Annotated in this window: 23 protein-coding genes and 1 pseudogene; 10 read left to right on the forward strand and 14 right to left on the reverse strand. The window is 67.4% G+C overall.

The features are described 5' to 3' along the window. Positions 1–25 precede the first annotated feature (25 nt). The 3 genes from ACFW6D_RS08880 to ACFW6D_RS08890 are packed head-to-tail and all read right to left on the reverse strand — an operon-like array spanning position 26 to position 3,370. Positions 26–979: an alpha/beta hydrolase gene (locus tag ACFW6D_RS08880; protein WP_379326237.1), complete on the reverse strand. Its 954-nt coding sequence runs from the start codon at positions 977–979 to the stop codon at positions 26–28. Positions 980–995: 16 nt separating this feature from the next. Then, a complete protein-coding gene (locus tag ACFW6D_RS08885; RefSeq protein WP_379231278.1) occupies positions 996–1,829 on the reverse strand; it encodes an SDR family NAD(P)-dependent oxidoreductase in 834 nt (277 codons plus the stop codon). Then, positions 1,826–3,370, reverse strand: a complete 1,545-nt coding sequence (locus ACFW6D_RS08890) for a flavin-containing monooxygenase (RefSeq protein ID WP_379326239.1) — start codon at positions 3,368–3,370, stop codon at positions 1,826–1,828. The genes ACFW6D_RS08885 and ACFW6D_RS08890 overlap by 4 nt, the downstream gene beginning before the upstream one ends. A 68-nt stretch (positions 3,371–3,438) precedes the next feature. Between ACFW6D_RS08890 and ACFW6D_RS08895 the strand changes: the two genes are divergently transcribed. Together ACFW6D_RS08895 and ACFW6D_RS08900 are read left to right on the forward strand one after the other, a co-directional pair. Further along, positions 3,439–4,074 carry a TetR/AcrR family transcriptional regulator gene (locus tag ACFW6D_RS08895; protein WP_379326241.1) on the forward strand — a complete coding sequence of 212 codons (636 nt, stop codon included), beginning with the start codon at positions 3,439–3,441 and terminating at the stop codon, positions 4,072–4,074. A gap of 178 nt (positions 4,075–4,252) precedes the next feature. Then, on the forward strand, positions 4,253–4,735 hold the full coding sequence (locus ACFW6D_RS08900) for a hypothetical protein (RefSeq protein WP_379326243.1): 483 nt from the start codon (positions 4,253–4,255) through the stop codon (positions 4,733–4,735). On the opposite strand, the gene ACFW6D_RS08905 is transcribed toward ACFW6D_RS08900, so the two are convergent. Continuing rightward, positions 4,732–5,316: a helix-turn-helix domain-containing protein gene (locus ACFW6D_RS08905; protein ID WP_379326245.1), complete on the reverse strand. Its 585-nt coding sequence runs from the start codon at positions 5,314–5,316 to the stop codon at positions 4,732–4,734. The two genes, ACFW6D_RS08900 and ACFW6D_RS08905, sit on opposite strands and share 4 nt — an antisense overlap. Before the next feature lie 80 nt (positions 5,317–5,396). On the opposite strand from ACFW6D_RS08905, the gene ACFW6D_RS08910 reads away from it, so the two are divergent. Then, complete coding sequence (locus ACFW6D_RS08910) at positions 5,397–6,371, forward strand: NAD(P)/FAD-dependent oxidoreductase (protein ID WP_379326247.1); 975 nt, start codon at positions 5,397–5,399, stop codon at positions 6,369–6,371. Positions 6,372–6,454: 83 nt separating this feature from the next. On the opposite strand, the gene ACFW6D_RS08915 is transcribed toward ACFW6D_RS08910, so the two are convergent. Both ACFW6D_RS08915 and ACFW6D_RS08920 read right to left on the reverse strand, forming a co-directional pair. Next, a complete protein-coding gene (locus ACFW6D_RS08915; RefSeq protein WP_379326249.1) occupies positions 6,455–6,685 on the reverse strand; it encodes a hypothetical protein in 231 nt (76 codons plus the stop codon). Between the two features lie 166 nt (positions 6,686–6,851). Further along, positions 6,852–7,430 (reverse strand): TetR/AcrR family transcriptional regulator, encoded by a 579-nt coding sequence (locus ACFW6D_RS08920; RefSeq protein ID WP_379326251.1) that lies wholly within the window; start codon positions 7,428–7,430, stop codon positions 6,852–6,854. Between the two features lie 79 nt (positions 7,431–7,509). Between ACFW6D_RS08920 and ACFW6D_RS08925 the strand changes: the two genes are divergently transcribed. After that, positions 7,510–8,124 (forward strand): hypothetical protein, encoded by a 615-nt coding sequence (locus ACFW6D_RS08925; RefSeq protein WP_379326253.1) that lies wholly within the window; start codon positions 7,510–7,512, stop codon positions 8,122–8,124. Between the two features lie 115 nt (positions 8,125–8,239). Here ACFW6D_RS08925 and ACFW6D_RS08930 read toward each other — a convergent pair whose 3' ends face one another. After that, a complete protein-coding gene (locus ACFW6D_RS08930; protein ID WP_379326255.1) occupies positions 8,240–8,608 on the reverse strand; it encodes an ADP-ribosylation/crystallin J1 in 369 nt (122 codons plus the stop codon). Between the two features lie 57 nt (positions 8,609–8,665). Continuing rightward, positions 8,666–9,529: a helix-turn-helix transcriptional regulator gene (locus ACFW6D_RS08935; RefSeq protein WP_379326257.1), complete on the reverse strand. Its 864-nt coding sequence runs from the start codon at positions 9,527–9,529 to the stop codon at positions 8,666–8,668. A 92-nt stretch (positions 9,530–9,621) separates the two neighbouring features. Between ACFW6D_RS08935 and ACFW6D_RS08940 the strand changes: the two are divergent. The 4 genes and pseudogenes from ACFW6D_RS08940 to ACFW6D_RS08955 all read left to right on the forward strand — a co-directional run. Next, positions 9,622–9,705, forward strand: a pseudogene (locus ACFW6D_RS08940) (dehydrogenase); the annotation flags it as partial. 151 nt (positions 9,706–9,856) lie between these two features. Beyond that, a complete protein-coding gene (locus ACFW6D_RS08945) occupies positions 9,857–10,048 on the forward strand; it encodes a hypothetical protein (protein ID WP_379326315.1) in 192 nt (63 codons plus the stop codon). A 74-nt stretch (positions 10,049–10,122) separates the two neighbouring features. Then, positions 10,123–10,515 (forward strand): hypothetical protein, encoded by a 393-nt coding sequence (locus tag ACFW6D_RS08950; protein ID WP_379326259.1) that lies wholly within the window; start codon positions 10,123–10,125, stop codon positions 10,513–10,515. Positions 10,516–10,556: 41 nt separating this feature from the next. Then, positions 10,557–10,988 (forward strand): VOC family protein, encoded by a 432-nt coding sequence (locus tag ACFW6D_RS08955; RefSeq protein ID WP_379326261.1) that lies wholly within the window; start codon positions 10,557–10,559, stop codon positions 10,986–10,988. A 1-nt stretch (position 10,989) separates the two neighbouring features. Here the strand turns inward: ACFW6D_RS08955 and ACFW6D_RS08960 are convergent, their stop codons facing one another. From ACFW6D_RS08960 to ACFW6D_RS08985, 6 genes are all read right to left on the reverse strand, one after another. Next, positions 10,990–12,162, reverse strand: coding sequence for a hypothetical protein (locus ACFW6D_RS08960; RefSeq protein WP_379326263.1), 1,173 nt, complete (start codon positions 12,160–12,162; stop codon positions 10,990–10,992). Positions 12,163–12,460: 298 nt separating this feature from the next. Beyond that, positions 12,461–16,231, reverse strand: coding sequence for a multifunctional oxoglutarate decarboxylase/oxoglutarate dehydrogenase thiamine pyrophosphate-binding subunit/dihydrolipoyllysine-residue succinyltransferase subunit (locus ACFW6D_RS08965; RefSeq protein ID WP_379326265.1), 3,771 nt, complete (start codon positions 16,229–16,231; stop codon positions 12,461–12,463). Between the two features lie 104 nt (positions 16,232–16,335). Next, the gene (locus ACFW6D_RS08970) at positions 16,336–19,941 is read right to left on the reverse strand and encodes an ABC transporter ATP-binding protein (RefSeq protein ID WP_379326267.1); all 3,606 of its coding nucleotides are present in this window, start codon (positions 19,939–19,941) and stop codon (positions 16,336–16,338) included. Continuing rightward, positions 19,941–20,726, reverse strand: a complete 786-nt coding sequence (locus ACFW6D_RS08975; RefSeq protein WP_379326269.1) for an ABC transporter permease subunit — start codon at positions 20,724–20,726, stop codon at positions 19,941–19,943. Before ACFW6D_RS08975 ends, ACFW6D_RS08970 begins: the two co-directional genes overlap by 1 nt. After that, positions 20,723–21,679, reverse strand: a complete 957-nt coding sequence (locus ACFW6D_RS08980) for an ATP-binding cassette domain-containing protein (RefSeq protein WP_379326271.1) — start codon at positions 21,677–21,679, stop codon at positions 20,723–20,725. The genes ACFW6D_RS08975 and ACFW6D_RS08980 overlap by 4 nt, the downstream gene beginning before the upstream one ends. Next, complete coding sequence (locus ACFW6D_RS08985) at positions 21,676–22,392, reverse strand: hypothetical protein (protein ID WP_379326273.1); 717 nt, start codon at positions 22,390–22,392, stop codon at positions 21,676–21,678. The genes ACFW6D_RS08980 and ACFW6D_RS08985 overlap by 4 nt, the downstream gene beginning before the upstream one ends. A 163-nt stretch (positions 22,393–22,555) precedes the next feature. Here ACFW6D_RS08985 and ACFW6D_RS08990 point away from each other — a divergent pair, with 163 nt between their 5' ends. Both ACFW6D_RS08990 and ACFW6D_RS08995 read left to right on the forward strand, forming a co-directional pair. Beyond that, complete coding sequence (locus ACFW6D_RS08990) at positions 22,556–23,350, forward strand: enoyl-CoA hydratase/isomerase family protein (RefSeq protein ID WP_379326275.1); 795 nt, start codon at positions 22,556–22,558, stop codon at positions 23,348–23,350. Between the two features lie 77 nt (positions 23,351–23,427). Beyond that, the gene (locus tag ACFW6D_RS08995) at positions 23,428–24,672 is read left to right on the forward strand and encodes a class I adenylate-forming enzyme family protein (protein ID WP_379326277.1); all 1,245 of its coding nucleotides are present in this window, start codon (positions 23,428–23,430) and stop codon (positions 24,670–24,672) included. Positions 24,673–24,946 lie beyond the last annotated feature (274 nt).

Raw genomic sequence — 24,946 nt, forward strand, 5'->3', positions numbered from 1 at the left:
CGCCCGAATTGCCCGTCACCAGGCTTTATCGTAAGTCGTCGATCGATACCGGCTGTATTGCTTCTCGCAGGAATTCTGCGAGTTCGCTGAGTGCCAACGCTGCCTCGGTGACCAGCGCGGCTTGCAGTTGCGCGACGTGCCAGAGGCCGCGGGTTTCGGTGAAGCGGACGTGCACTCCGGCTCCACGCAGGGCTGAGACGAGCTTGCAACACTGGTCGTGCAGGAGTTCGCTCACATCGACCTGCACATAGGTGGGCGGCAGGCCGATCAGGTCTCCCGAGAGCGGGGCGTAACCCACTTCGGTTGCGGCGGCGTCGCCGAGGTAGTAGGCGGCGCACGCCTGTGACCACGCCCGGTTGATCACCAGGTCGCGGTCCTTGCCCGGCACCTCGGTGGGGTCCACCCACGGTGCGATGAGGCCCAGTGCGGCGGGCGTCATCTGGTGCCGTTCGATCAGTCGCTGGGCCAGTGCCATCGCCAGGCCGCCGCCCGCCGAGTCACCGGCCAGACAGATCTGATCGGGTCGGTAGCCGACATTGCCGACCAGTTCCAGGAACGCGGCTTCGGCGTCGTCGAGACCGGCCGGGAACGGGTGTTCCGGCGCCAACCGGTAGTCCAGCGAATAGACCGCGCACGAGGTCTCGAGCGCGAGCCTGGCCACCAGCGACCGGTGCGTGGCCAGCGAGCCGACCACGTAACCGCCGCCGTGCAGGTACAAGATCGCCCCTGCGGCACGTTCCGGCGGGACCGCCCGGGTACGCGAACCCGGAATGGCGGTTTCGGCGATCACGCGCTCGGCCGGGCGGCCACCCAGCTGTAGGTGCTGCACGACGGAACCGTCGGGCATCAGCTGCAGCCGGGAGGCGACGTCGAGCAGCACGCGCTGCACCGCGACCGGCATCCGTGCGTGCAGGGTCACCCGGTAGACCGGGTCGAGCACCGCGCGCACGATCGGCAGCGGAATCTTGAACTCGCGCATGGCGTTTCCTGGTCTGTCAGTTCGGCATGAAGCGGCCGTTGATCACGGCCGAGATGCGGTTGTAGCCGGAGGCGAGGAAGCGCACGCTCACATCGAGCACCTTGGCCTCCCAGCCGATCAGCACGCGGGCGTGGCCCTTGCGCACACCCTCGGTGATGGTCTGCGCGGCCATCTCGGGGGAGTGAATCGCCAGGTACTTGTCGAACAGGGTGGCGGCCTGGGCGCCGTCCATGCCCTCGGCGTAGGTGGCGTTGCGGGCGACCGCGGTCTTGATGCCGCCGGGGTGCACGCAGGTGACCTTGACGGGCGCCTTGGCGACCTTCATCTCCTGGTAGAGCGCCTCGGTGAAGCCGCGAACGGCGAACTTGGCCGAGTTGTAGGCCGCCTGGCCGGGAACGGTGACCAGGCCGAAGAGGCTGGAGACGTTGACGACGTGGCCGTCGCCGGACTCGATCAGCATCGGCAGGAACGCCTTGGTGCCGTTGACGACGCCCCAGAAGTCCACATCCATGATGCGTTCGATGTCTTTGAACTCGGTCTTGATCACGTCACCGTGGTAGGCGATGCCCGCGTTGTTGTAGATCTGGTGCACGACGCCGAAGTGCGCCTTCACCTGATCGGCGTAGAGCAGGAACGCCTCGCGCTCGGCCACGTTGAGCCGGTCGGACTTGACCTGCGCGCCCAGCTTCTCGCAGGAAGCGACGGTCTGGGCCAGGCCCTCGGCGTCGATGTCGGAGAGCGCGAGCTTGGCGCCACGGGCGGCCAGGTTCTCGGCCAGCGCGCGTCCGATGCCGGAACCGGCTCCGGTGATCACGCAGACTTTGTTCGTGAAGTAAGCATCTTTGCTCACTGAGCTACCACTTTCTGATCGTCTGCGCGCGAGGCGGCAGAGGTTGTCACATTGTAGGCATCGGCATCGAATTGTCTTGTCAGACTGCGGAACCGGAAGGTGAAATCGGGCCACAGGGTGGTGTTGTTGCCGTGCTTGTCCAGATACCAGCTCGCACAACCACCAGTGTTCCAGACGGTCTTGGCGAGCTTGTCCTGCAGTTCGCGGTTGTAGGTCTGCTGGACATCCTTGCGGACCTCCACCGTGCGCAGGCCCTCGGCATCGATGGTGGCGAGCGCGTCGGCGACGTAGTTGATCTGCGATTCGATCATGTACACCATCGAGGTGTGGCCGAGGCCCACGTTCGGGCCGACCAGGAAGAACATGTTCGGGAAGTTCTCGACCGACGAACCCTTGTACGCCTGCTGGCCCACCTCGTCGAACACCTCCGACAGCGAGCGGCCGTCGCGGCCGTACACCGTCTCGTAGACCGGGGAGTCGGTGACGTGGAAGCCGGTCGCCACGATCAGCGCGTCGATCTCGCGCTCGGTGCCGTCCTTGGTCACGATCGAGCCCGACTTCACCTCGGCGATGCCGTCGGTGATCACGTCGACATTGTCGCGGTCGAGCGCGGGGTAGTACTCGTTGGAGATCAGCATGCGCTTGCAGCCGATCCGGTAGTTCGGGGTGACCTTCTTGCGCAGTTCGGGATCGCGGATCTCGATCTGCAGCTTGGCGCGCGAGAGACCCTCGAAGGCCTTCATCAGCACGGGCAGCCTGGTCAGGCCGACGACCTGGGTCTCGCGGATGGCGTAGATGGCCGCGCGCGAAAGACGCTGGAAGCCGGGGATGTGCTTGAACGCCAGGCGCTCGGGCAGCAGGTAGGGGCGGTCCATGCGCGGCAGCAGCCACGGCGCGGTGCGCTGGTAGACGTCGAGCGAGGCGACCTCGCTCGCGATCGAGGGCACGATCTGGATCGAGGAGGCGCCGGTGCCGATCACCGCGACGCGCTTGCCCGCGAGGTCGGCGTCGTGGTTCCAGCGGGCGGAGTGGAAGATCTCGCCCTCGAAGTCGTTGATGCCCTTGATATCCGGCAGCGACGGCTCGCACAGCGCGCCGATGGCCGAGACCACGGTGTCGGCGGTGAACTCGCCCTGGCTGGAACCGATTTCCCACCGGGCGGTGTCGTTGTTCCAGCGGATGCTGGTCACGTCGCAGTCGAAGATGTGGTTGTCGAGCACGTCGTGGCGCGCGGCGACCGACTTGATGTAGCTCTGGATCTCGCCCTGCTTGGAGAACGAGCGCGTCCAGTCCGGGTTCAGCGCGAACGAGTACGAGTACAGGTGCGAAGGCACGTCGCAGGCAGCACCGGGATAGGTGTTGTCGCGCCAGGTGCCGCCGACATCGCTGCCCCGCTCGAGCACGAGGAAGTCCTCGCGGCCCTGCTGACGCAGGCGGATGGCCATGCCGAGGCCGGCGAACCCGCTACCGACGATGATCGTCTTCGCGTGGCGGGCGTCTGCTCGGGGTTCGACAACTTTGTCTGTAACCTTGCGACTCATGTAAAGCAGAATACGGTCTTATTGAGACGGAGTCAACAGCTATTGAATCATATTCAGTAGTGGTTAGGATGGCCGTTGTGAGCACCAGGAATGCGGGAGAGACCAAGCGTGTGCGCCTCAGTCCAGAGGAGCGCAGGCTGCAGCTGATCACCCTCGGCGCCGAGATGCTGGTCGACCGGCCCCTCGAGGGGATCTCGGTCGACGACATCGCCAAGTTGGCGGGTATCTCGCGCGGGCTGCTGTTCCACTACTTCGCCTCCAAGCAGGAATTCCACGAGGCGATCGCCCGGCACGTGAGCACCGAGTTCTTCACCGCGGTCATGCCCAATCGCGAACTGGGGCTGTTCGACATGCTGCGCGACTCGATCGAGCGCTACGTCGACTACGTCACCGAGCACTCCGCGCCCTACCGCTCGGTGCTGCGCGGGCCGGCCAGCGTCACCCCCGATATGGCCGGCTACGTCGACCAAACCCGTGGTGCCATCGCCGATCTCATCATCAGCGAACTGCCGCTGCCGCCCGAGGGCGCCGAACTCGCCCGGCTCGCCATGGCCATTCGTGGCTGGATCGCGTTCGTCGAGGAGACCATCCTGATCTGGATCGTCGAGAAGCCGATCAGTCGCGAGGCCTTGGTCGACCTGCTGGTGGAGTCGTTGCCCGCGCTGACGTTGAGCCCGGCGCTGATCGCTGCGCTACAGGGCTGAATCCCGGTTAACGGACCGCTGGGCGCGTCGCGAACAACTGATGGGTTGCACTGCCCTTCGCTGCTGCGTGCCCATGGTTTCCTTGGCGCCAAATATATTGTGGCAGTGGAGATTTGGTTGCCGAATCGAGACCATTGCGATGGCTAACGGCAGGGGTGTCCGGCACGACGAACAGGGCATGACTCTCACACACAACACTGTTCGCAAATTCTCGGCCGTGGTCGTCACCGCTGCCGCCGCCCTGGTCGGCCTCTCCGGCCCGGCCACCGCCCTGCCCTCCGATCCGGTGGTCACCTTCACCCCGAACCTCAGCCGCACGCCCGGCGCCAACTGCGCGGCGATCATCAACGCCCAGACCGTGCCGCAGCCCCAGTCCGGGGTCTTCGGCGTTCGGGTGAAGATCACCCAGACCGGGGACTTCTGCCAGCGATATCAGGTGGCCGTGCGCTTCCGCAATCTCGACACCGGGGTCACCAACGGGCAGTCGCATCCGGTGGAGAACGGCGAGGTCCTCTACGCACCCGACGGGGTGATCGTCGGGTTCGGCACCGGGCCCGGCAAGGGTCGGGTCGAGGCCTGGATCGTGACCACCGACGAGTCCCTGCCCGAACATCAGGAGTTCGAGCAGCTCGCCGGACACGCCGTCTTCACTCTCGGCTAATCGGCACTCTTGGGGCGGGCGCGCAGATGTGCGCGCTCGCCCTGTTTGCCGAAAAGGCTGATGAACTCGACGGATTGCTCGTCGGCGGCACCGAACCAGTGCGGGATATGGGTGTCGAATTCGGCGGCCTCGCCGGGGCTGATGACGAGGTCGTTGTCGCCGAGGATCAGGCGTAGGCGACCGTTGAGGACATAGAGCCACTCGTAGCCCTCGTGTACCTGCGGCGTCTGTGGCCGATCGCGGGCGCCGGGGGCGATGATCATCTTGAAAGCCTGGATACCGCCCGCGCGTTTGGTGAGCGGGATCATCGTCATGCCGTGGCGGGTGGTCGGGCGCATGTGGATGCGCGGATCGCCGGTGGGTGGGGCGTCGACGAGTTCGTCGAGGGTGACGCCGTGCGCCTTGGCGAGGGGGAGCAGAAGTTCGAGGGTGGGTTTGCGGTCGCCGGATTCCAAGCGCGACAGGGTGCTCACCGAGATGCCGGTTTCCTGCGAGAGGTCGGCGAGGGTGGTCTGGCGCTGTTTGCGCAGGGTGCGCAGGCGGGGGCCGACCGAGTCGAGGGTTTGGTCGAGGTCGTCCATGACTCCAGTTTGCCATATCGGCAAATAAGGTTGCCAGTATTTGTGCTCGGGGGCACTGTGGAATCTCGAAGGAGGTCGAGATGACGCAACTGAACGATTCGTACGACGTGGTGGTGCTCGGTGGCGGCGCCGCCGAGCTGAACGCAGCGCTGATGCTGGCGCGGTCGCGGCGCTCGGTGCTGGTGATCGACGCGGGTTCACCGCGTAACGCACCTGCTCAGGGGGTGCACGGACTGCTGGGGCGCGAGGGGATGTCGCCGTTGGAGCTGCTCGAGGTGGGGCGTGCCGAGGTGCGCGGGTATGGCGGGCAGGTGGTGTCGGGCGAGGTGGTCGCGGTCGATCGCGTCGCAGGGGCGGCGAATCCCGCGGACTTCCGGGTGACGCTGGCCGACGGCCGAACCGTGCGGGCCCGGCGCATCCTGATCGCCACCGGTTTGGGCGACGTGCTGCCCGAGATTCCCGGACTGCGCGAACGGTGGGGCAACGAGGTGCTGCACTGCCCGTACTGCCACGGCTGGGAAGTGCGCGATCAGCGGATCGCGGTGCTGGCGAGCGGGCCGATGTCGGTGCACCAGGCGCTGCTGTTCACCCAGCTCAGCGATGACATCGTGTTCCTGACTCATACGTCGGACGCGTTGAACGCCGAAGACGCGGAAAAGCTTGCGGCACGGGGTGTTCGGATCGTCGAGGGTGAGGTCGTCGAGGTACTCGCCGACGACCATCTGACCGGAATCCGCCTGGCCGACGGCACCGTCCTCGAGCGCGATGCCGTGGTGGTGGCCCCGCGAATGAACACCCGCGCCACCTTCCTGACAAGCCTCGGCCTCACCCCCGAACCCCACCCCGCGGGCATCGGCGACCACATCCCCGCGGACCCGGTCGGCCGCACCTCGGTCCCCGGCGTCTGGATCGCGGGCAACGCCACCGATCCCACCGCCCAGGTCGGCGCCGCCGCGGCAGCCGGTGCGATGGCCGGCGCGCAGATCAACGCGGAGCTGGTGATGGCCGACACCGCCACCGCGGTCGCGGAACGCGCGGCCGGAATTCGCGTCTGAAACGGCCCGCGGACGCGAAAAGCGTGGTTTGACACGACGATTGCCCCGTCGCAGGACGCGGCGGGGCAATTCGGCCGGGTTGCTCAGTTGTCGGTGGCCGGGCACACCGTGCTGCTGAACGGGCACGGCTTGAACAGTTCCTCGATGAACATCGCCAGGGTGGCGCTCCCGCTGGTCGCATCGGCGCTACCGCTGTCCGCGACCGGTGCGGCTACGGTCGGCGCGGCCATGGCGGTGGCGGGCGCCAAAGCTCCCAGCGCCACGACCGTCATCCCGGCCATGACAATTTTTCCGATCGATACGCTGTCTCCCAAGTTCGAAAAGTGTTGCCACAGAGCGGGCCACAGGAATGATTCCGTGTGAACCGACCGACCGGTAGCCCTGAAAACCGGGGCTGCCGATCGGCTCGACGCCTGCGGCCCGGGATTCGTCGCGATCGGCGGCTGGGTCGACGTCGGTGCGGAACGGGTTGCGATCAAGCTACTTCGGTGGCTGCGTGCTTCGCGCCGACGGCGTGCCCTGCGTCTCATCGATCGCGGCGGTGAGCAGGGCCTGCGCCTTCTCCTGGGAGAGTTGGCCGATGGTGACGTGCAGGGCGAGGCCGTCGAGTAGTGCGAGGAGTGATTCGGCGGCGGCGGTGGGGTCGGGGTGGTCGGTGATCATGGCGGCGATGTGGTCGCGGAAGCCCACACCGTTGGTCGCGAGGGTTTCGGCGATGTGGGGGCGGACCGAGGCGAAGGCCAGGTAGCCGATCAGGACGCGGGCGTCGGCGGCCGATTCCGGGCCGGTGGGCAGGAGCGCGGTGAGGATCTGGTGTAGGTCGGGGTCCGGGCCCGCGGCGGTGATGCGGGCGGCGATCCGTTCGGCGATGGTGGTGGTCGCGAACTCCATCATCGCCTCCTTGCTGGGGAAATAGTGCTGCACCTGACCCGCGGAAACCCCTGCCTCGGCGGCGACATGACGCAGGCTGATCGACTCCAGCCCGTCGCGGGCGAGTAGCCGCATCACGGCGTCGCTGATCGTCGCGCGTCGAGAGCTGTGATCCACCTGCTTGGGCATGGGCTCATCTTTTCACAATGCACTTGTATTGCGGCGCTACCCGTCTTTACAATGCAAGTGTATTGAAAAGGAGGGTCCGATGCGCCCGCTGACCCAGCTCCCACGACATTTCGTCCGACTCGAAATCGACATCTGGGTGAGCCTCGCGCGCGCCCTCACCCGCAGACCCGACATCGCGGGCGGCACCCCGATCCGCTACGCGGGTGCGGTATCGGCATTCTTCTGGGCATTCCTGGTGATCAGCGCCGTGGAGATCCCCGCCGTCCACTTGCTCATCCCGTGGCCACCGGTCCAGCTCATCGCCCTGATACTCGGCGCCTGGGGACTGTTGTGGATGGCCGGCATGCTGGCCGCGCACCACATGTATCCCCACCTGCTCACCGACGAACACCTGCGCGTGCGCTACCTACGCCGAGTCGCCCTCGACCTCCCACTGGCCGACATCCGCGCCGTCCGCAATGACCTCCGCGCCTACGACGGCCCAAAAACCTTGCAGCTCACCGGCCTCAACGACACAACCCTGGCCGTCATCCTCGGCAGCTCGACCAACATCCGCATCGACCTGATCGACCCGCGAACCTTCCACACCCCACACGGCGACTTCACCGCGAGCACCGTTGCGTTCTGGGCCGACGACCCGCAGACCACGGTCGCATCCATCCGCGCGGCGATGGTCCCCGACCGAGCCGCCTGACCTCTGCGCCGAACTCGGGCAATCTCGGAGGGAGCCCGGCATTTTCGTACAATTCGCGGCGTTCCAGTCAGAAAACTGACTGAACGGGGACGAATTGTACGAAAATGCCGGATGTTCACGGCCGGTCAGGAAGCGGCGCGTCCGCTGGGAACCTGCGGACGACCTCGATCCAGCCGACTATGTGGCGATTGAACTCGTCGAGATCCTCTGCGGGGATCCAGTATTCGAGGATGTCGCGACCACCGGCCTGCTGTACGTCGTAGTTGTCGAGGTAGTCGGTTCGGACTTCGAATCGGGTGACGTAACCGGCGCCGGACGCGGGCACATTCCAATCGCGAGCGATCAGCACCGCGTAGGCCTCGTTGAGAACCGGGTAGAAGATCGGCTGGTCCGGCAGCCGCGGCGGCCATGCGCGCCACCCGGATTCAGCCACCAGCGCCAGCTCGGTGGGACCGGTCGGCCGCCAGAGGGTAGTGGTTGTCATCGTTACTCCTTCGCGAGGAGCGCACCGTATCCGAGTGGCCGGGTGGAGGGCTATCGGTTATTCGGTGGGCGGGGATGCGAAGGATTCGAGGCCGGTTACTCGGAGCAGGTCGAGGGCGGTGGCGGCGGGGGTGTGGGGGGTTGCGGAGTAGATGACGACGGATTGGTCGGCTTCGGGGACGAGCATGGCGTCGCAGTCGAGGGCGAGGGTGCCGAGGTCGGGGTGGGCGACGGTTTTGGTGAGGCTGCGCAGGGTGCTGGAACGGCCTGCTTTCCACAGTTCGTCGAATTGTTCGCTGCTGGAGCGGAGTTCGGCGAGTAGGCGGATCAGGCCAGGGTCGTCGGGATAGGCGGCTTTCACCGCGCGCAGGCAGCCGACACAGGCTTCGGCGTTGCGGTCGGCTTCCTCGGGGGTCATGACGATGCGGTTGAGGTCGGTGCCGAGGAAGTGCTGCCACATGATGTTGCGTTCGGCGGGTGGGATCGCGGAGAAGTCGCCGAACAGGGCCGCGGCCAGGGGATTCCAGGCCAGGATGTCGGATTTGGCAGACAGGACCATGACGGGCAGGTCGACCAGTCGGTCGAGTAGCCGCAGCACGCTGGGGCGGATGAGCATCGGAATGCGGCCTGCCAGTGGCGGTTCGGCGCCGGCCAGACGGTAGACGAGGTCGCGGTCGACATCGCTGAGGCGCAGTGCTCTGGTCAGGGCGCCGAGTACCTGGTCGGAGGGTTTGGGGCCGCGCCCCTGTTCGAGTCGCACGATGTAGTCGACGCTCACGCCCGCCAGGTGGGCCACTTCCTCGCGCCGGAGTCCGGGCACCTGCCTGCGGGACCCGCCGGGCAGTCCCGCGTCGGCGGGGGTCAGCCGGGATCGCGCGGTGCGCAGGACGGTGGCAAGTTCGGCTCGGTCCACCTCGTCCATGGTGCCGGACTTCGCGCGAGCGGGGGTGGTACCGCGAGTCCTAGGCCCGCGCGGCACTGGAGACTGCGGGGCGCACGCGGGAGTCTGCTCCTATGACGACAACGATCGCCCTGGTCACCGGGGCCAACAAGGGGCTCGGCCGCGAAACCGTGCGCAGGCTCGCGGGCAAAGGCTGGCAGGTGTTCCTCGGAGCGCGTGACACCGCGCGTGGGGAGGTGGTCGTGGCGGAATTCGTCGCGGACGGGCTCGATGTGCTGATCAACAACGCGGGCATCGGTGGCCCGCACACCGCACCGGCCGACACGCGCCCCGAACATGTTCACCGTCATGTACGCGAGCGGCCTGCCCGATATCCGGGTCAACGCGGTGGACCCCGGTTACACGGCCACAGATCTCAACGGGCACAGTGGTTTCCAGACCGTCGGCGAAGGCGCCGACGCGATTGTGGCGATGGCGACCGTTGAGCGGGACGGGCCGACCGGCGGGTTCTTCGACCGAACGGGCGCCGCGCCGTGGTGAAGGCAGTCGCTGCGTTCGCTGCCCTGCTGACTGCCCTCGGTGTTGCCGCATTCCTCATGAGAACGGAGTCCGCAGTGCCGAAACACGATTCACAGACTGTGCTCTCGATCGGCCTGCACCCCAGCGCCGTCGACTACAGCAAGTACCCGAACATCGACGAACCCACCCTGACCGCTCGGATCGAAGCGGGCGAATCCGCCATGAGAGCAGCGGGTTTCGACATTGTCACCTGCCAGGTACCCGCCGACCCCGACGCGGCCGAGGCGAAGCTGCGCGAGTGTGTGGCGGGCGGCGAGTTCCGGGTCGCGATGATCGGCGCGGGGGTGCGGATGGCACCCGAACACACCCTGCTGTTCGAGCGGCTGATCAATGTCGCGACCGATCTGGCTCCCGGAATCCGCTTCTGCTTCAACACCTCTCCGGAATCCACGATCGATGCCCTGCGCCGCTGGGTCGACCCCCGCTGATCCTGAGCCCACACCGCCGCACGCTGTGCCAGCATGGTGGGGTGACGACCAGCGATTCATCGATACCCAGATTCCACCTCGCCGTGCCCGTCGACGACTTGACCGCCGCACGGCACTTCTACGGTGAGGTGCTCGGGCTGGAGCAGGGCCGCAGCTCCGAGAGGTGGGTGGACTGGAATCTGCACGGGCACCAGTTCGTCACGCACCTCGCGCCGGGTCCTGTTGCAAGAGCGCACAATCCGGTGGACGGGCACGACGTGCCGGTGCCGCACTTCGGCCTCATCCTCCCCGTCGCGCAGTTCCACACCCTGGCGGACAAGCTGCGTGCGGCGAACACGGAGTTCGTGATCGAGCCCTACGTGCGTTTCGAAGGTCAAGCCGGCGAGCAGTGGACGATGTTCCTGCTCGACCCGGCGGGTAATGCCCTCGAGTTCAAGGCTTTCGCCGACGAGTCGCAGATCTTCGCCGTGTAGGTCAGCGGTGGCCGCCGCCGTGGTCGCCGTGGCCGCAGGCGTCGGTGCGGCGGCCGTCGGGGGCGGCTGCCTGGCCCGCGCCGTGGCCTTCGAGGGCGGCGAAGGGGCCGCATTCGTGTGGGGCGATCCACACGTGCACCATCGGATTGCCCGCGCCGGGGTTGATCGAGTTGGGCGGGCAGTTGCCCTGTTCGTCGGTGACGCCGGCGACCTGCGGGCCGTTGTCGCCCGCCTTCCAGCACAGGTTGTCGTGGACGTGCCACTGCATCAGCGACCCGCCGAAGTCGGTGAGGGCCGGGTCGTCGATCTTCTTGCCGTTGGCGATGTACATGGCCGAGACGAGCGTGCGGTTCGTGCCGTCGACCCGGTAGACCAGCGACTCGGGGTGGGTGGCGTCGAGGAAGTTGTTGTCGCGGATGAAGCCGGTGTTGATGTAGTGCTCGTAACCGGTCGCCGCGTCGCCGATCGAGCGGAAGCCCAGCGCGCCAACGGTATTCACATCGGCGAAGGCGGGCAGGCCGTCGAGGGTGCTGCGGACCAGGTTGGTTGCGCGGGTCTGCTGCTCGGCGGTCACGCCGGAGACACCTGACAGGTCGATCGGCTTGGTCGGGTCCCAGGGGCGAGGCCAGTTCGAATCGGAGCCGTGGTCGTCGCCCGCACCGTGTGCGTGGCTGTCGCCTGCCGCATGCGCGTGATCGCCCGCATCCCCGTGACTGTGGACGTGTCCGACACCGTTGAGCATCGCCGCCAGCGCGAACACACCCACCGCCGCAGCCGCGATCCCCGAGCGCATCGGCGGCAAGGCCGCGGTCGGCCGGAGCAGGCCGATACCCGCGGCGAGAGCGGCCAGCGCACCCAAGGCGGCGCATACAGTGTCGGCAACCTGCGGTGATTCCGCGGTCAACCCGGCGATGAACGGCACATCGGCGAACCGCGTGAACGCCCACATCGCGGCCGCGAAACCGTTCACCGCGAGCATCGACGACACGACAGCCTTGCGCTCGCTCAGCAACACCGCCAGGCCCGTCGCGCACTGAAACGCCGCGAGCACCACCATCAACCGCGCCAACGTCGCGTGCTCGGTGTGCATCCCGGCCGCCATGAAGTGCACGGCGCCGGCCCCGACCGAGGCGATACCGCCCGACAGTAGGTATCCGTTACGTCCACTCGCCATACCAAGCTCCTGCGTTTTGGAGCGCCGGCGCGCTCGAGGCCGTGCCCTTCGGGCCCATGATCTTCCCTCCGCCGGGGACTCCTTCGTCGCCGGAGTGCCCGTCAGCTCCAACCCGGGACCCTCCGGTCAGTCCAGATCAGGGCGGGCCCCTCAGGAGAATTCGGACACTACCGGGACACACTGTGGCGCCGTTGCCGCCCGGATAAGAGAACTCTGTGACCCGCGTCTCGCCCGGAAACGGCGAACGCCGGGCGGATCGTGATGATCCACCCGGCGTCGACCGTTGTGCGAGAAGAACTTACGTGGTCGGCTCGAAAGCCTCGCCGATGATCTCGGCCTGTTCCACGGCGTGCACCTTCGACGAACCCGAGGACGGGGCCGACATGGCGCGACGCGAGATGCGACGCAGTCGGCCCAGGCGCTCGGGCAGCACCTCGGGCAGGTTGAGGCCGAAGAAGGGCCATGCGCCCTGGTTGGCGGGTTCTTCCTGGACCCAGGCGATGTCGGTCGCGTTGGGGTACTTGGCCAGTGCCTCGTTGAGGCGGTACGTCGGGATCGGGTAGAGCTGTTCGATCCGGACGATGGCCACGTCTTCGCGCTTGTGCTTGGCCTTCTCGGCGGCGAGCTCGTAGTAGAGCTTGCCGGAGGTGAGCAGGATGCGCTTGACCTTGGCGGTGTCGCCGACGCCCGATTCGTAGGTGGGCTCGTCGAACACCGAACGGAACTTCGACTCGGTGAAGTCCTTGACGTCGGACACCACAGCCTTGTTGCGCAGCATCGACTTCGGGGTGAAGACGATCAGCGGACGACGGATCCCGTCGAGCGCGTGGCGACGCAGCAGGTGGAAGTAGTTCGCCGGGGTGGACGGCACCGCCACCGTCATCGAGCCTTCAGCACACAGCTGCAGGAACCGCTCGATACGACCGGAGGTGTGGTCGGGACCCTGACCCTCGTGGCCGTGCGGCAGCAGCAGCACCACGTCCGACAGCTGGCCCCACTTGGCCTCACCGGAGGAGATGAACTCGTCGATGATCGACTGCGCGCCGTTGACGAAGTCACCGAACTGCGCTTCCCACAACACAAGTGCGTTGGGGTTGCCGAGGGAGTAGCCGTATTCGAAACCGACAGCGGCGTATTCGCTGAGTGCGGAGTCGTGCACCGCGAACCAACCCGGCTTCTCCGAGCCGATGTTGTGCAGCGGGGTGTACTCCTGCGCGTTGATACGGTCGATGATGACCGAGTGACGCTGGGTGAACGTGCCGCGACGCGAGTCCTGACCGGTCAGGCGCACATCGTGGCCCTGGTCGATCAGCGAACCGAAGGCCAGCAGCTCGGCGAAGGCCCAGTCGACCTTGCCCTCGTAGGCCATCTCGCGACGCTTCTCCAGCACCGGCTTCACGCGCGGGTGCACGTTGAAACCGTCGGGAGTGTTCAGGAACGCGTCACCGATGCGCTGCAGGACCGACTTGTCGACCGCGGTGACCACGGTGGCGGGCACCTTCTGGTCGTCCTCGACCGACTCCGACGGCTCAGGAACGTACTTCTCCAGCTCGCGGACCTCGTTGAACACGCGCTCGAGCTGACCCTGGTAGTCACGCAGCGCGTCCTCGGCCTCCTTCATGGAGATGTCGCCACGGCCGATCAGCGATTCGGTGTAGGCCTTACGCACCGAACGCTTGGTGTCGATGATGTCGTACATCTCCGGCTGGGTCATCGAGGGATCGTCGCCCTCGTTGTGCCCGCGACGGCGGTAGCAGACCAGGTCGATGACGACGTCCTTGCGGAACTTCTGCCGGAAGTCGACCGCCAGGCGCGCGACCCAGTCACAGGCCTCCGGGTCGTCACCGTTGACGTGGAAGATCGGCGCGCCGATGAACTTCGCGATGTCGGTGGAGTACTCGGTGGAGCGGCTGTTCTCCGGCGCCGTGGTGAAACCGATCTGGTTGTTCACCACGATGTGGATGGTGCCGCCGACGCGGTAGCCACGCAGACCCGACAGGTTCAGCGTTTCGGCGACCACGCCCTGACCGGCGAACGCGGCGTCACCGTGCAGCATCAGCGGCATCACCGAGAAGCCGTCGGGGCCGTCGCCCTTGTCGAGCAGGTCCTGCTTGGCGCGGACCAGACCCTCGAGCACCGGGTCGACCGCCTCGAGGTGCGAGGGGTTCGCGGTGAGCGAGACCTCGATCTCGTTGTCGCCGAACATCTGCAGGTACTGACCGTGCGCACCGAGGTGGTACTTCACGTCGCCGGAGCCGTGGGTGGCCGCCGGGTTCATGTTGCCTTCGAACTCGGTGAAGATCTTCGAGTACGGCTTGCCGACGATATTGGCGAGCACGTTGAGGCGGCCGCGGTGCGGCATGCCGATGATGACCTCATCCATGCCGTACTCGGCGCACTGGTCGATGGTGGCGTCCATCATCGGGATGACGGCTTCGGCGCCTTCGAGCGAGAACCGCTTCTGGCCGACGTACTTGGTCTGCAAGAAGGTCTCGAACGCCTCGGCGGCGTTGAGCCGGTTCAGGATGTACTTCTGTTGCGCGACAGTCGGTTTGACGTGCTTCTGCTCGACCCGATCCTGCATCCACTGCAGCTGATCGGTCTCGAGGATGTGGGTGTACTCCACACCCACGTGGCGGCAGTACGCGTCACGCAGGATCGAGAGCACATCGCGCAGCTTCATCCGCTCCTGGCCGTGGAAACCGCCCACGTCGAAGGTGCGGTCCAGGTCCCACAGGGTGAGGCCGTGCTGGGTGACGTCGAGGTCGGGGTGGCTGCGGAACTTGTCCTTGACCAGACGCAGCGGATCGGTGTCGGCCATCAGGTGACCGCGGTTGCGGTAGGCCGCGATCATCTCGAGCACGCGCGCGCTCTTGTCGACACCGCGCGCGCTGATGTCCTTGCGCCAGCGGATCGGCTCGTACGGCACGCCGAGGCCGTGGAAGATCTCGTCGTAGAACTCGTCGGAGATCAGCAGGTTGTGAATGGTGCGCAGGAAATCGCCCGACTCGGCACCCTGGATGATGCGGTGGTCGTAGGTCGAGGTGAGCGTCATCAGCTTGCCGACGCCGATATCGGCGAGGCGTTCGTCGCTCATGCCCTGGAACTCGGCGGGGTACTCCATCGCACCGGCGCCGATGATGGCGCCCTGGCCCGGCATGAGGCGCGGCACCGAGTGGACGGTGCCGATGGTGCCGGGGTTGGTGAGCGAGATGGTGACGCCGGCGAAATCGTCGGCACCGAGCTTGCCCTCGCGGGCGCGGCGCACGATGTCCTCGTAGGCGGCGTGGAACTGGCCGAAGCTCATGTCTTCGGTTTCCTTGATGGCCGCCACGACCAGCGAACGGTTGCCGTCCTTGCCCGCGAGGTCGATCGCCAGGCCAAGGTTGGTGTGGGCCGGGGTGACCGCGTTCGGCTTGCCGTCGATCTCGGCGAAGTGGCGGTTCATGTTCGGGAACGCCTTGATGCCCTGCACGATCGCGTAACCCAGCAGGTGGGTGAACGAGATCTTGCCGCCGCGGGTGCGCGCGAGGTGGTTGTTGATCACCAGGCGGTTGTCGATCATCAGCTTGGCCGGGATCGCACGCACCGAAGTAGCGGTGGGGATCGTCAGCGAGGCCGACATGTTCTTGGCGATGGCGGCGGCGGGGCCGCGCAGCACCTTGTTCTCCGGACCGGCGGCGACAGCCTTCGGCGCGGTGGTGGCCGGTGCGTTCGACACCGGTGCGGGTGTGGTCTGCGGTGCGCGCACGGTCTTGGGTGCGGGCGCCGGGGCCGGAGCGGGGGCAGCGGCGGGCTTCGGCGGTGCCGTAGCTACCGGAGCCTTGGGGGCCGGAGCCGGTGCGGCGGCGGCCTTGGGAGCCGCGGCTGCCGCGGGAGCCGTCGAGGCGGCCGGACCCTGGCTGTTACCGGATTCGGTGGCTTCCGGGGTGTAATCCGCGAGGAACTCGTGCCAACTCGCGTCGACCGAGGACGGGTCCTGTTTGAACTTCTGATACATCTCGTCGACTAGCCACTGGTTCTGTCCGAACTGGGAAGTTGAGCTGCTCACAGCTGGTGTTCGCCTCATTTCGTTCTTCGCGCTGCGACGTTTGTGACGTGCCCGGCAGGGGTATCAGCCATGTCTGCCGATGCGCCCGCACCGAGCATATGCCCAGCGGTTGACAGGCGTCGCTACCGGTCTTGGGTCGACACTATGCCCTCTGCCTGCCTCCCCGCCGCCCAGAGTCGGGAGTACGGCCCGTTACCGGTGAGTAATTCCGACGGGGAGCCGAATTCCACGATACGGCCGTGCTCGACCACCGCAACCAAGTCGGCGCGCGCCGCGGTGGCCAGCCGGTGGGCGACGACGACGGTGGTCCGGCCGCGCGCCAGCGATCGGCTCGCTACCAGCACCGATGCCTCGGTTTCCGGGTCGAGGGTGGAGGTGGCCTCATCGAGCAGGAGCAGGTCGGGATCGACCAGTTCGGCCCTGGACAGAGCGATCAGCTGACGCTGTCCGGCCGATAATCCGCGCCCGCGTTCGCCGACCGGATGTGCCATTTTCCGGGGTAATCCGTTGATCATCTCGGTGGCGCCCACCTTGTCGGCGGCGGTCGCGATGTCCACCGATGTGGCGAATATTTGCCCGAATGCAATGTTGCTCGCCACGTCGCCGGTGAACAAGTGAACTTCCTGGGGGACTATTCCCAGTCGCGAGCGGTAGTCGGTGAGCACAAATTTACGTAAATCGACGCCGTCGACCCGGATCGCGCCCGCTGCCGGGTCCGGTGGCAGGTCGTAGAGGCGGGCGAGCAGTTTCACGATGGTCGATTTGCCCGCGCCGGTGGGGCCGACGAGGGCCAGGGTCGCGCCGGCCGGGACGGCGAAGGACACGCCGTCGAGGGCGGGCGAGTTGGCGCCGGGGTAGCGGAAGTGGACGTTGTCGAAGACGATCTCGCCTCGCAGCCGCTCGATGCCGATCGCGTCGGGTGGGTCGGCGGCGATCGAGGACTCGGTGCGCAGCAGCTCGCCGATGCGCCGCAAACCGACTCTGGCCTGCTGATACCCGTCGAAGACCTGCGACAGATCCTGGATGGGACTGAACAGCAGACCGAGATAGAGCACGAACGCGACGAGTGTTCCGGTGGTAGTTCTCCCGTCGGCCACGGCGTTCGCGCCCAGATAGACCACCACGGCCAGCGCCAGATCGGCCCAGGCCAGACCGAACGAGAAATAGGCCGCGATGGCCCGCTGCGCGCGGATCCTGGCGTCGCGATAGCGGTGGGAGTATTCGGCGAAACGTCGCGCGGCGATCGGCTCGTTGCGGGAGGCCTGCACGGCGCGCAGGCCCGCGATGTTCTCCTGGAATCCGGCATTGACCGTGGAGACGCGCTCGCGCGAGACGGTGTAGGCGGCCGAGGACACCCGCCGGAAGGCCAGGGTGGCCAGCAGCATCGGCACCACGGCCACCAGCACGACCGCGGCCGATCCCACATCGATGAAGAACAGCCCGATGGCCACCCCGATCAGCGTGATCAGCGCGACCAGTCCGGTGGCGACCCCGGTCTGCAGGAACGTCGACAGCGCGTCGACGTCGGTGGTCATCCTGGTCATGATGCGGCCGGACAGTTCGCGTTCGTAGAAGTCGAGGCCGAGTCGCTGCAACTGGGCGTAACTGCGCACCCGCAGCCCGAACAGCACGCGTTCGCCCGTGCGCGCGGTGAGCACGGTGACCGCGGCGGCGACGACCAAGCCAGCCAGCACCAGACCGATCCCGATCACCCCGGAGCGGACGAGCGCATTGTCGTCGCCTGCGGTGACACCGGTGTCGATGGCGTAGCGGACCAGCGGTGGGAAGGCGATGCCGAGCAGGGCGTCGATGATGAGCAGGCCGACGACCACGCACACCAGGCCGCGAACCGGGCGCAGTAGCGCGCGCAGGCCGAAGTCGGGTTGGGGCGCGCGCAGGTCGCCGGGGAGCGCGGGTTTCTCGGTGGCGGGCGGGAGGGCGTCGACGGCGGCGCGCAGTTCCGGTGTTTCGCTGAGGTCGTTCGACGCCGACGACATCGACCGGGGTTTGCCCGCGTCGCCGAGGGTTTTGGTCATCGTGGCGGTCGTCGGTGCTACCGACCCGGTGGGTGCGGGCAGCCGGATGACACGGTCGGCCTGGGCCAGCGTCGATTCGCGGTGCGCCAGGATCAGTGTGGTGCGCCCGCCCGGATCGGGCAGTCGGCGGAAGATCTCCGCCTCGGTGAGGGCGTCGACCGCGGAGGTGGCGTCATCGAGCACCAGCACGCGCGGGCGGGTGAGCAGCACCCTGGCCAGGGCGATGCGCTGGCGTTGGCCGCCCGACAGCGTGAGCCCGCGTTCGCCGATGACGGTGTCGTAGCCCTCGGGCAGTGCGTCGATGAACTCGTCCGCGGCGGCGGCCTTCGCGGCTTCGGCGATCTCGGCGTCGGTGGCGTCGGGTCTGCCGAGCGCGATATTGGCGGCGATGGTGTCGGAGAACAGGAACGGATCGTCGAAGACGACACCCACCGCGCCGCGTAGTTCGCCGGCGCGCAGGTCGGCCAGGTCGACGCGGGTGCCGTCGGCGCCGACGAGGGCGATCCGGCCCGTGTCGGGTGCGTAGAAACGGGGGAGCAGCAGCGACAGCGTGGACTTACCCGAACCCGCGGGGCCGATCACTGCGACTGTCTCGCCGGGGCTCACGCTGAGATCGAGATCTTGCAATACCGGTTGATCGGCCTCGAAACCGAAACTGACAGCATCGAATTCGATGCCGAGCGGACCGGGAGGCAGTGCGGTGGGGTCGTCGGGATCGACCAGCACGGGCGCTGCGTCGATGACCCCGAACACGCGATCTACGGCGGCTTTCGTGAGCTGGGCCATGATCACCACCGAGGTGATCGTGCGGGCCGAGGACGTCATGGTGGCGAGGTAGGCGGTGAACGCGAGAAACGTGCCGATGCCGATCGTGCCGTGCGAGGCGAGCACGCCGCCGACGATGATCACCGCGACGAGCCCGGCCTGCGGTAGCGCTGACACGAGCGGTGCGAACCTGGCGTTGATCCGCGCGGCGCGCATCCGCTCGGCGAACAGCCGCCGACCGTGGTCTTCGAGGATGTCGACCATCCGTGATTCCTGGCCGAATCCCTTCACGACCCGCACGCCGGTCACCGTCTGCTCGACGTGTTCGGCCAGGTCGGCCGCGCGTTGGGACGCCGACCAGGTGGCCGCGTAGAGCCGGGGCCGCAGCCGCCACACGATCACCGCCATCGCGGGCGCCACCAGCAGCGCGGCCAACGCCAACGGCGGACTCAGCCACACCATCACGACCGCCGACAGCACGAACTGCAACACCGCCAGCCCCGACCACGGCACCATCGCCAGCAGTCCCTGCACCAGTTGCAGATCGGTGATCGACCGCGACACCACCTGCCCGGTGCGAATCGCGTCCTGGCCCGCGCCGTCGAGCCGTTGCAGGGCGGCCAGCAACGAAAGGCGAAGGCTGTGTTGCACTTCCAGCGAGAGCTTGCCCGCCCAGAGCCTGCGCGCGAACGTGACGACGAACCGGGTCACGGCCAGCACGGCGAGCAGTGCGGCGGCGCTGCCGATCACCGCGGTATCGCCCACCTGGGCGGCGTCGACCGCGCGCTTGGTCGCCAGCGGCGCGGCGATCGCGACGGCCGCACCGGCCAGCACCGAGACCGCGATCCCCGCCAGCAACCGGGGATGCTCCAGACACAGGCGCCACAGCCTGCGGATCCACCCGGACGAACCCGCGGCGGTCGGCACTACAGGTCTCGGTTGCGCAGGTCCCACCACCCCGCGACGCCGACCGCCGCTGTCCACAGCAGCAGGACCACCAGTGCCGCCGGGGTCGGCGCGAAGACCTCGGCCTCGTCGAACGAGCCCGCGCTCACCCCCGCCACCGTGGCCGACACGGGCAGCAGCGCGGCGAGCCAGCCCGCCCCGAAACCCTTTGCCACCACCCAGATCAGCGGTTCGAGGGCGAACGCCCAGCCGAGTACCAGCCACGCCGCGCCGCTGAAAGTGCGCAGCAGCAGCCCGATTCCGGCGCCGAGCACGGCCCAGCACATCGCAACAAGGAGCCCGGCGGCAAGCACTTCGATCAGCCGCCAGCCGAGTTCGAACTTCCCGCGCGCCGCGACCAGCAGCACCAGGAAACTCACCAGTTCGGCGGCCAGCGCCATCGCGAAAGCGAAAGCGGCGGTCGCGACGTATTTCGCGGTGACCAGCCGGTCGCGATCGGGCGCGAACAGCACGGTCAGCGCCATGGTCTTGTGCCGGTATTCACCGCCGGTCGAGGCGATGCCGAGCAGCGCGGCGACCACGAAGGCCGCCACCATCCCGACATAGAGCCCGATCGTGGCGGCCCCGGTCGCGGGCTGACCCTTCGGATCGGCTGGGCCCGACATGATCGCGGTGATCAGCGTCGCGACCAGCGCCAACGCCACCGGCGCGGCCAGCAGCAGCCGGGTCTGGCGCAGCGCGACAACCTTGCGCGCCTCGGTCTCGATCCCGGGGACGAGATCGGCGGGGATCACGGAGGTGGTCATCTTGGCATCCCATACGAGGTCGGGGCCGGGGCGTAGGCGGCGGGAGTCGGGGTGGGCACGGTGTGCCGGTGGCGGCGCGGTTTGGTCAGCGAGGCCAGCACCCGATCGGGGTGGATGGGGTCGGCGACGATGCTGCCGAGCTTCACCTGCGCGCTCTCCGCGATCGAGCGGATGGTCGCCTCGCTCGCCTCGGCGACGGCGAGGCGTCCGTCGGGACGCATGACCGCGTCGGTGAATCCATGGCCTGCCAGGGCGGTGGCCAGCGCGATCGACGGGGACGCGGCGACGACGAGGCGATCGGGATGGCCACGGCGCAACTTGGCAGGCGTGCCCTGCCAGACGACGGTGCCCTCGCTGAGCACCACGAGGTGATCGGCGCTCGACACCACATCGGCCAGCGCGTCCGAACTCACCAGCACGGTGCCGCCGCGATTGGCGTGGCGGCGCAGCAGCTCGTGCAGCCAGCCGCGTTCGATGGCGTCGGCACCCGCGAACAGATCGTCGAGCACCAGCAGTCGGGGGTCGGCCAGCAACGCCATGGCCAGCGCCAGCCGCGTCTGCTGGCCCGGATGTAGCTGCCCCACAACAGTTTCGGTGACGGCACCGAGTCCGGTCTCGTCGAGCACCGCGGCCACCCGGCGCCGCGACGCACCCGCGACCGGCGCGTAGCTCCCCAGCTGCTCGCGTACCGTGCGCGCCGGATGCAGGCCACGCGGACTCAGCACCGCGCCGACCGCGGCCGGGCCACGGTCCACACCGGCGATGCTGCCCGTGGTCGGCTGCTGCAGGCCGAGCACCATCTGCAGCACCGTCGACTTGCCCGCTCCCGCGGGCCCGACGAGCGCGGTCACCGAACCCGTCGGCACGGCGAAGTCGATCTCGTGGACCGCGCTCACCTGGCCGAACTGTTTGCCGACGCCACGTACCAGCACGGCATCACCGCTCTTGCTCACTTCTTGTTCACCTTGCTGCCGATCGCGGGCAGGGGATCGGCGTCGATCACGTTGTGCAGCGGGGTGGGCCACATCGCGGGCGCGGGCCCGAAAGCCTTGTGCGCGTTCTCGATTGTCACCTTGCCGAGTGCCCGGTTGCCCGCACCACCGATGGCGGCGCCGATGCCCGCAGGCAACACCTTGCCCGCCATCAGCGCTACCCGCTTGGTGATGAACCGCTTCATGAACTGCTGCAGCAGCTTGCTGTTGATTCCGCCGAGGCCGGGGACCTTGCCCGCCAGCGCGCCCGCCCAATTCTTCGACTGGGTACTCAGCCCCTTCTGCACGATCGCCATCCCGGCGTCGCCGAGCACGACCGCGAGCACCAGCGCGCGCCGAGCCTCCTTGTCCTCGGGCTCGATGCCGTGCACCGCCGCCTGGGCCAGGGTGAACAGGGCCGATGCCTCCATGAAGAACACGGTCTCGGCGCTCACGGCCCCGAGCGCGGCGATGGTGCCGATACCGGGCACCGCCGCGGTGGCGCCGACGGCCGCACCACTGCCGGTGACGGCGAGCAGATACTGCTTCTCCAGCCGCGCCACGATCTGGGCCGGACTCTCCCCGGGATGACGCTCACGCAGGAACTCGACATAGCGGCGCACGGCAGGCGCCTGCAGCTTGGACCCGGTGTCGAGCACATCGACCACGGCTTTTTCGATCGCGTTCTTGAACACGGCGCAAGTCCTCCTCTTCGCCCCAACGAGTCGAACTGTAGGGCACTCCCGTACCTGTCAGCTCATCTTGCCAACGACCACCGACAGCCTGCGGTTCCGTGACGTAGGTGACCAGTTTCCACTGCCCTGTCGGCGGCGGGGCCGGAAGTTCTACGCTGACCCGATGAGCGAAACCCTGCCGACCCGACTATCGCGCGAGTTCACCGAAGGTGGTGCCGAGGTCGCGACGATCACGATCGACCACCCGCCGCTGAACCTGTTCGATCGCGCACTCATCGACGCGCTGATCGCCGATATCGCCGCCGTGAGCGCGCAGCCGCCGCGGGCGCTGCTGATCAGGGCCGAAGGCAAAGTTGTCTCGGGTGGTGTGGATGTGAACATCTTCGACGGGCGCACTGTCGAGGAGGGCGCGCAGTTGTGGCGTGAGCTGTTCGAGCAGATCATCCACCCGCTCGAAGCGCTGCCGTGTCCGGTGGTGTTCGCCGCACACGGGCTCACTCTGACCGCCGCGTTCGAGATGTCGCTCGCGTGCGACATCATCCTGGCCGCGCCCAAGGCGAAGTTCGGGCTGGTCGAGACGGTCGTGGGGCTGACGCCGTCGATGGGCGGGCCGCAGCGGCTGGCCGAACGCGCCGGCTCCGGGCGCGCCCGCGAGTTCGTGATGACCGGCGACCTCTACCCCGCCGCGACCATGGCCGAGTGGGGCGTGGTGAACGCGATCCACGAAGACTTGGAAACCGCGGCTCGCGCACTGGTCACCCGGCTCGCCGACGGACCCACCCGCGCGCACGCCGCGACCAAGCAGATCATCGAGGCGTGGCGTTCCGGCGGTGTGGCACATGCTGATTCGGTGACGCCGAAGGTCTCGGGAGAACTGTTCGGCACCGCGGACCTGCGCGGCGCGGTCCGTAGCTTCCTCGAGATCGGACCGGGCAAGGCGACCTATTCCGGCGAATGAGCGCGCCGACTGCCTGACAGCGGTGTGATCCACGTCATATAGTCACAGTGCGGCTGTATCGACGTACGGAGGTCCGGATGGGTCATGGCGAGCACGAACCGGGCGCGGCCGTCTTCGAGTTCCCCGCCACCGGTGCGGCGACGCAGCTGCGGCGGGGCACCGACGGGGTGCTGCGCTATGGCGACCTCAATCCGGCCCTCACTGAACTGCTCGACCTGCGCGTGCACTCGTTCGCGAATCGGGAGGCGGTCGTCGAGGTCGGCGGGCCCCGCCTGACCTATCGCGAACTGTGGCACAGCGCCTCGCGGATCGCGGGCGGGCTGCAGGGCCACGGCATCGGTTACGGGGATCGGGTCGCGGTGCACATGCCGACCGGTGCGCGGTGGGTGCAGGCGTTTCTCGGGGCTTTGCTCTCCGGGGCGGTGCCGGTGTTGGTGCCTGATGCGTTGCCCACTGTGCTCGCCGAGCGGGTGATCGCTGACAGCAGGGCGGATTTCGTGCTCGGGCCGGAGGGGCCGCTGCCCGATAGCACTGCCTATATCGATGATGGTGCGGCGCTGGATGATCCGGCGTTGCTCTGCTATACCGGGGCGCGTCAGGCGATGCCCGCTGGTGTCGAGTTGACCAATGAGAACTTGCTGTCGGCTGTGTCGTCGGTGGTCGGTGCGCTCGGGTTGCCTGCCGATGGGGTGCGCAATTTGGTGCTGTTGCCGTTGGCGCATGCCAGCGGTTGTGTGGACCAGTTGCTGCCGACCTTCGCTGTCGGTGGGACGGTTGTTCTTGCGCCGGGTGCTCGTCGGCTCGCTGATGTACTGGTCAGTGAGCGGATCGACACGGTCTCGGCGACGCCGCGGATCTTCGCGGGACTGGTTCCCGAGCTTGTCGCTCGCCGGGCCGGGGTTGGTGTGCGGCGGATCAGCAAGGCCTGTCATCGTTCCGAGCGTGCGGCCGCCGCGGCCCCCGCGACTCTCACCGCCGCGCTGCGCGGGCTGTTTCCTGATGCCAAGCAGTGGTCTGTGTGGGGTGCCACCGAGACCAGCGGTATCGGTCTGATGGTCGACGACACCGACCTTGCCGACTCCGATGCGACCCTCGGGTTCGCTTTCGGCGGAACGGAATTGGCGCTTGCTGGACCGCAGGCCAGTGCTGGTCATGGTGAATTGCTGTGTCGGGGACCGAATGTCAGCCGTCGGTACTGGAACGATCCTGATGCCTCGGCTGCTCGGTTCAGTGGGAGCTGGTTCCATACAGGGGATTTCGTGAGCATCGATGCTGATGGTCTGGTTCGGTTGGAGCCGGTTCGGCGGGTTAGTGGGTTGTGATCGGTGCTGGTCTGGGGGTGGAGCTGAGATTCGGGGTTTGAGTTGTCTCAGGGTGGTTGTGTGGCAGAGCTTCGGGTTTGAGTGGTCCCAGGGTGGTTGTGTGGCAGAGCTTGGGGGTTTGAGTTGTCCCAGGGCGGGTGTGTGGCAGAGCTTGGGGGTTTGAGTTGTCCCAGGGCGGGTGTGTGGCAGAGCTTCGGGGTTTGAGTTGTCCCAGAGGTTTGACGCTGTGTTTTTGGAGCGCTGGCGCGCTCGAGCGCGGCCCCTGGGGGGCCGC

The organism is Nocardia sp. NPDC058705 (assembly GCF_042749305.1).
Lineage (GTDB): Bacteria > Actinomycetota > Actinomycetes > Mycobacteriales > Mycobacteriaceae > Nocardia.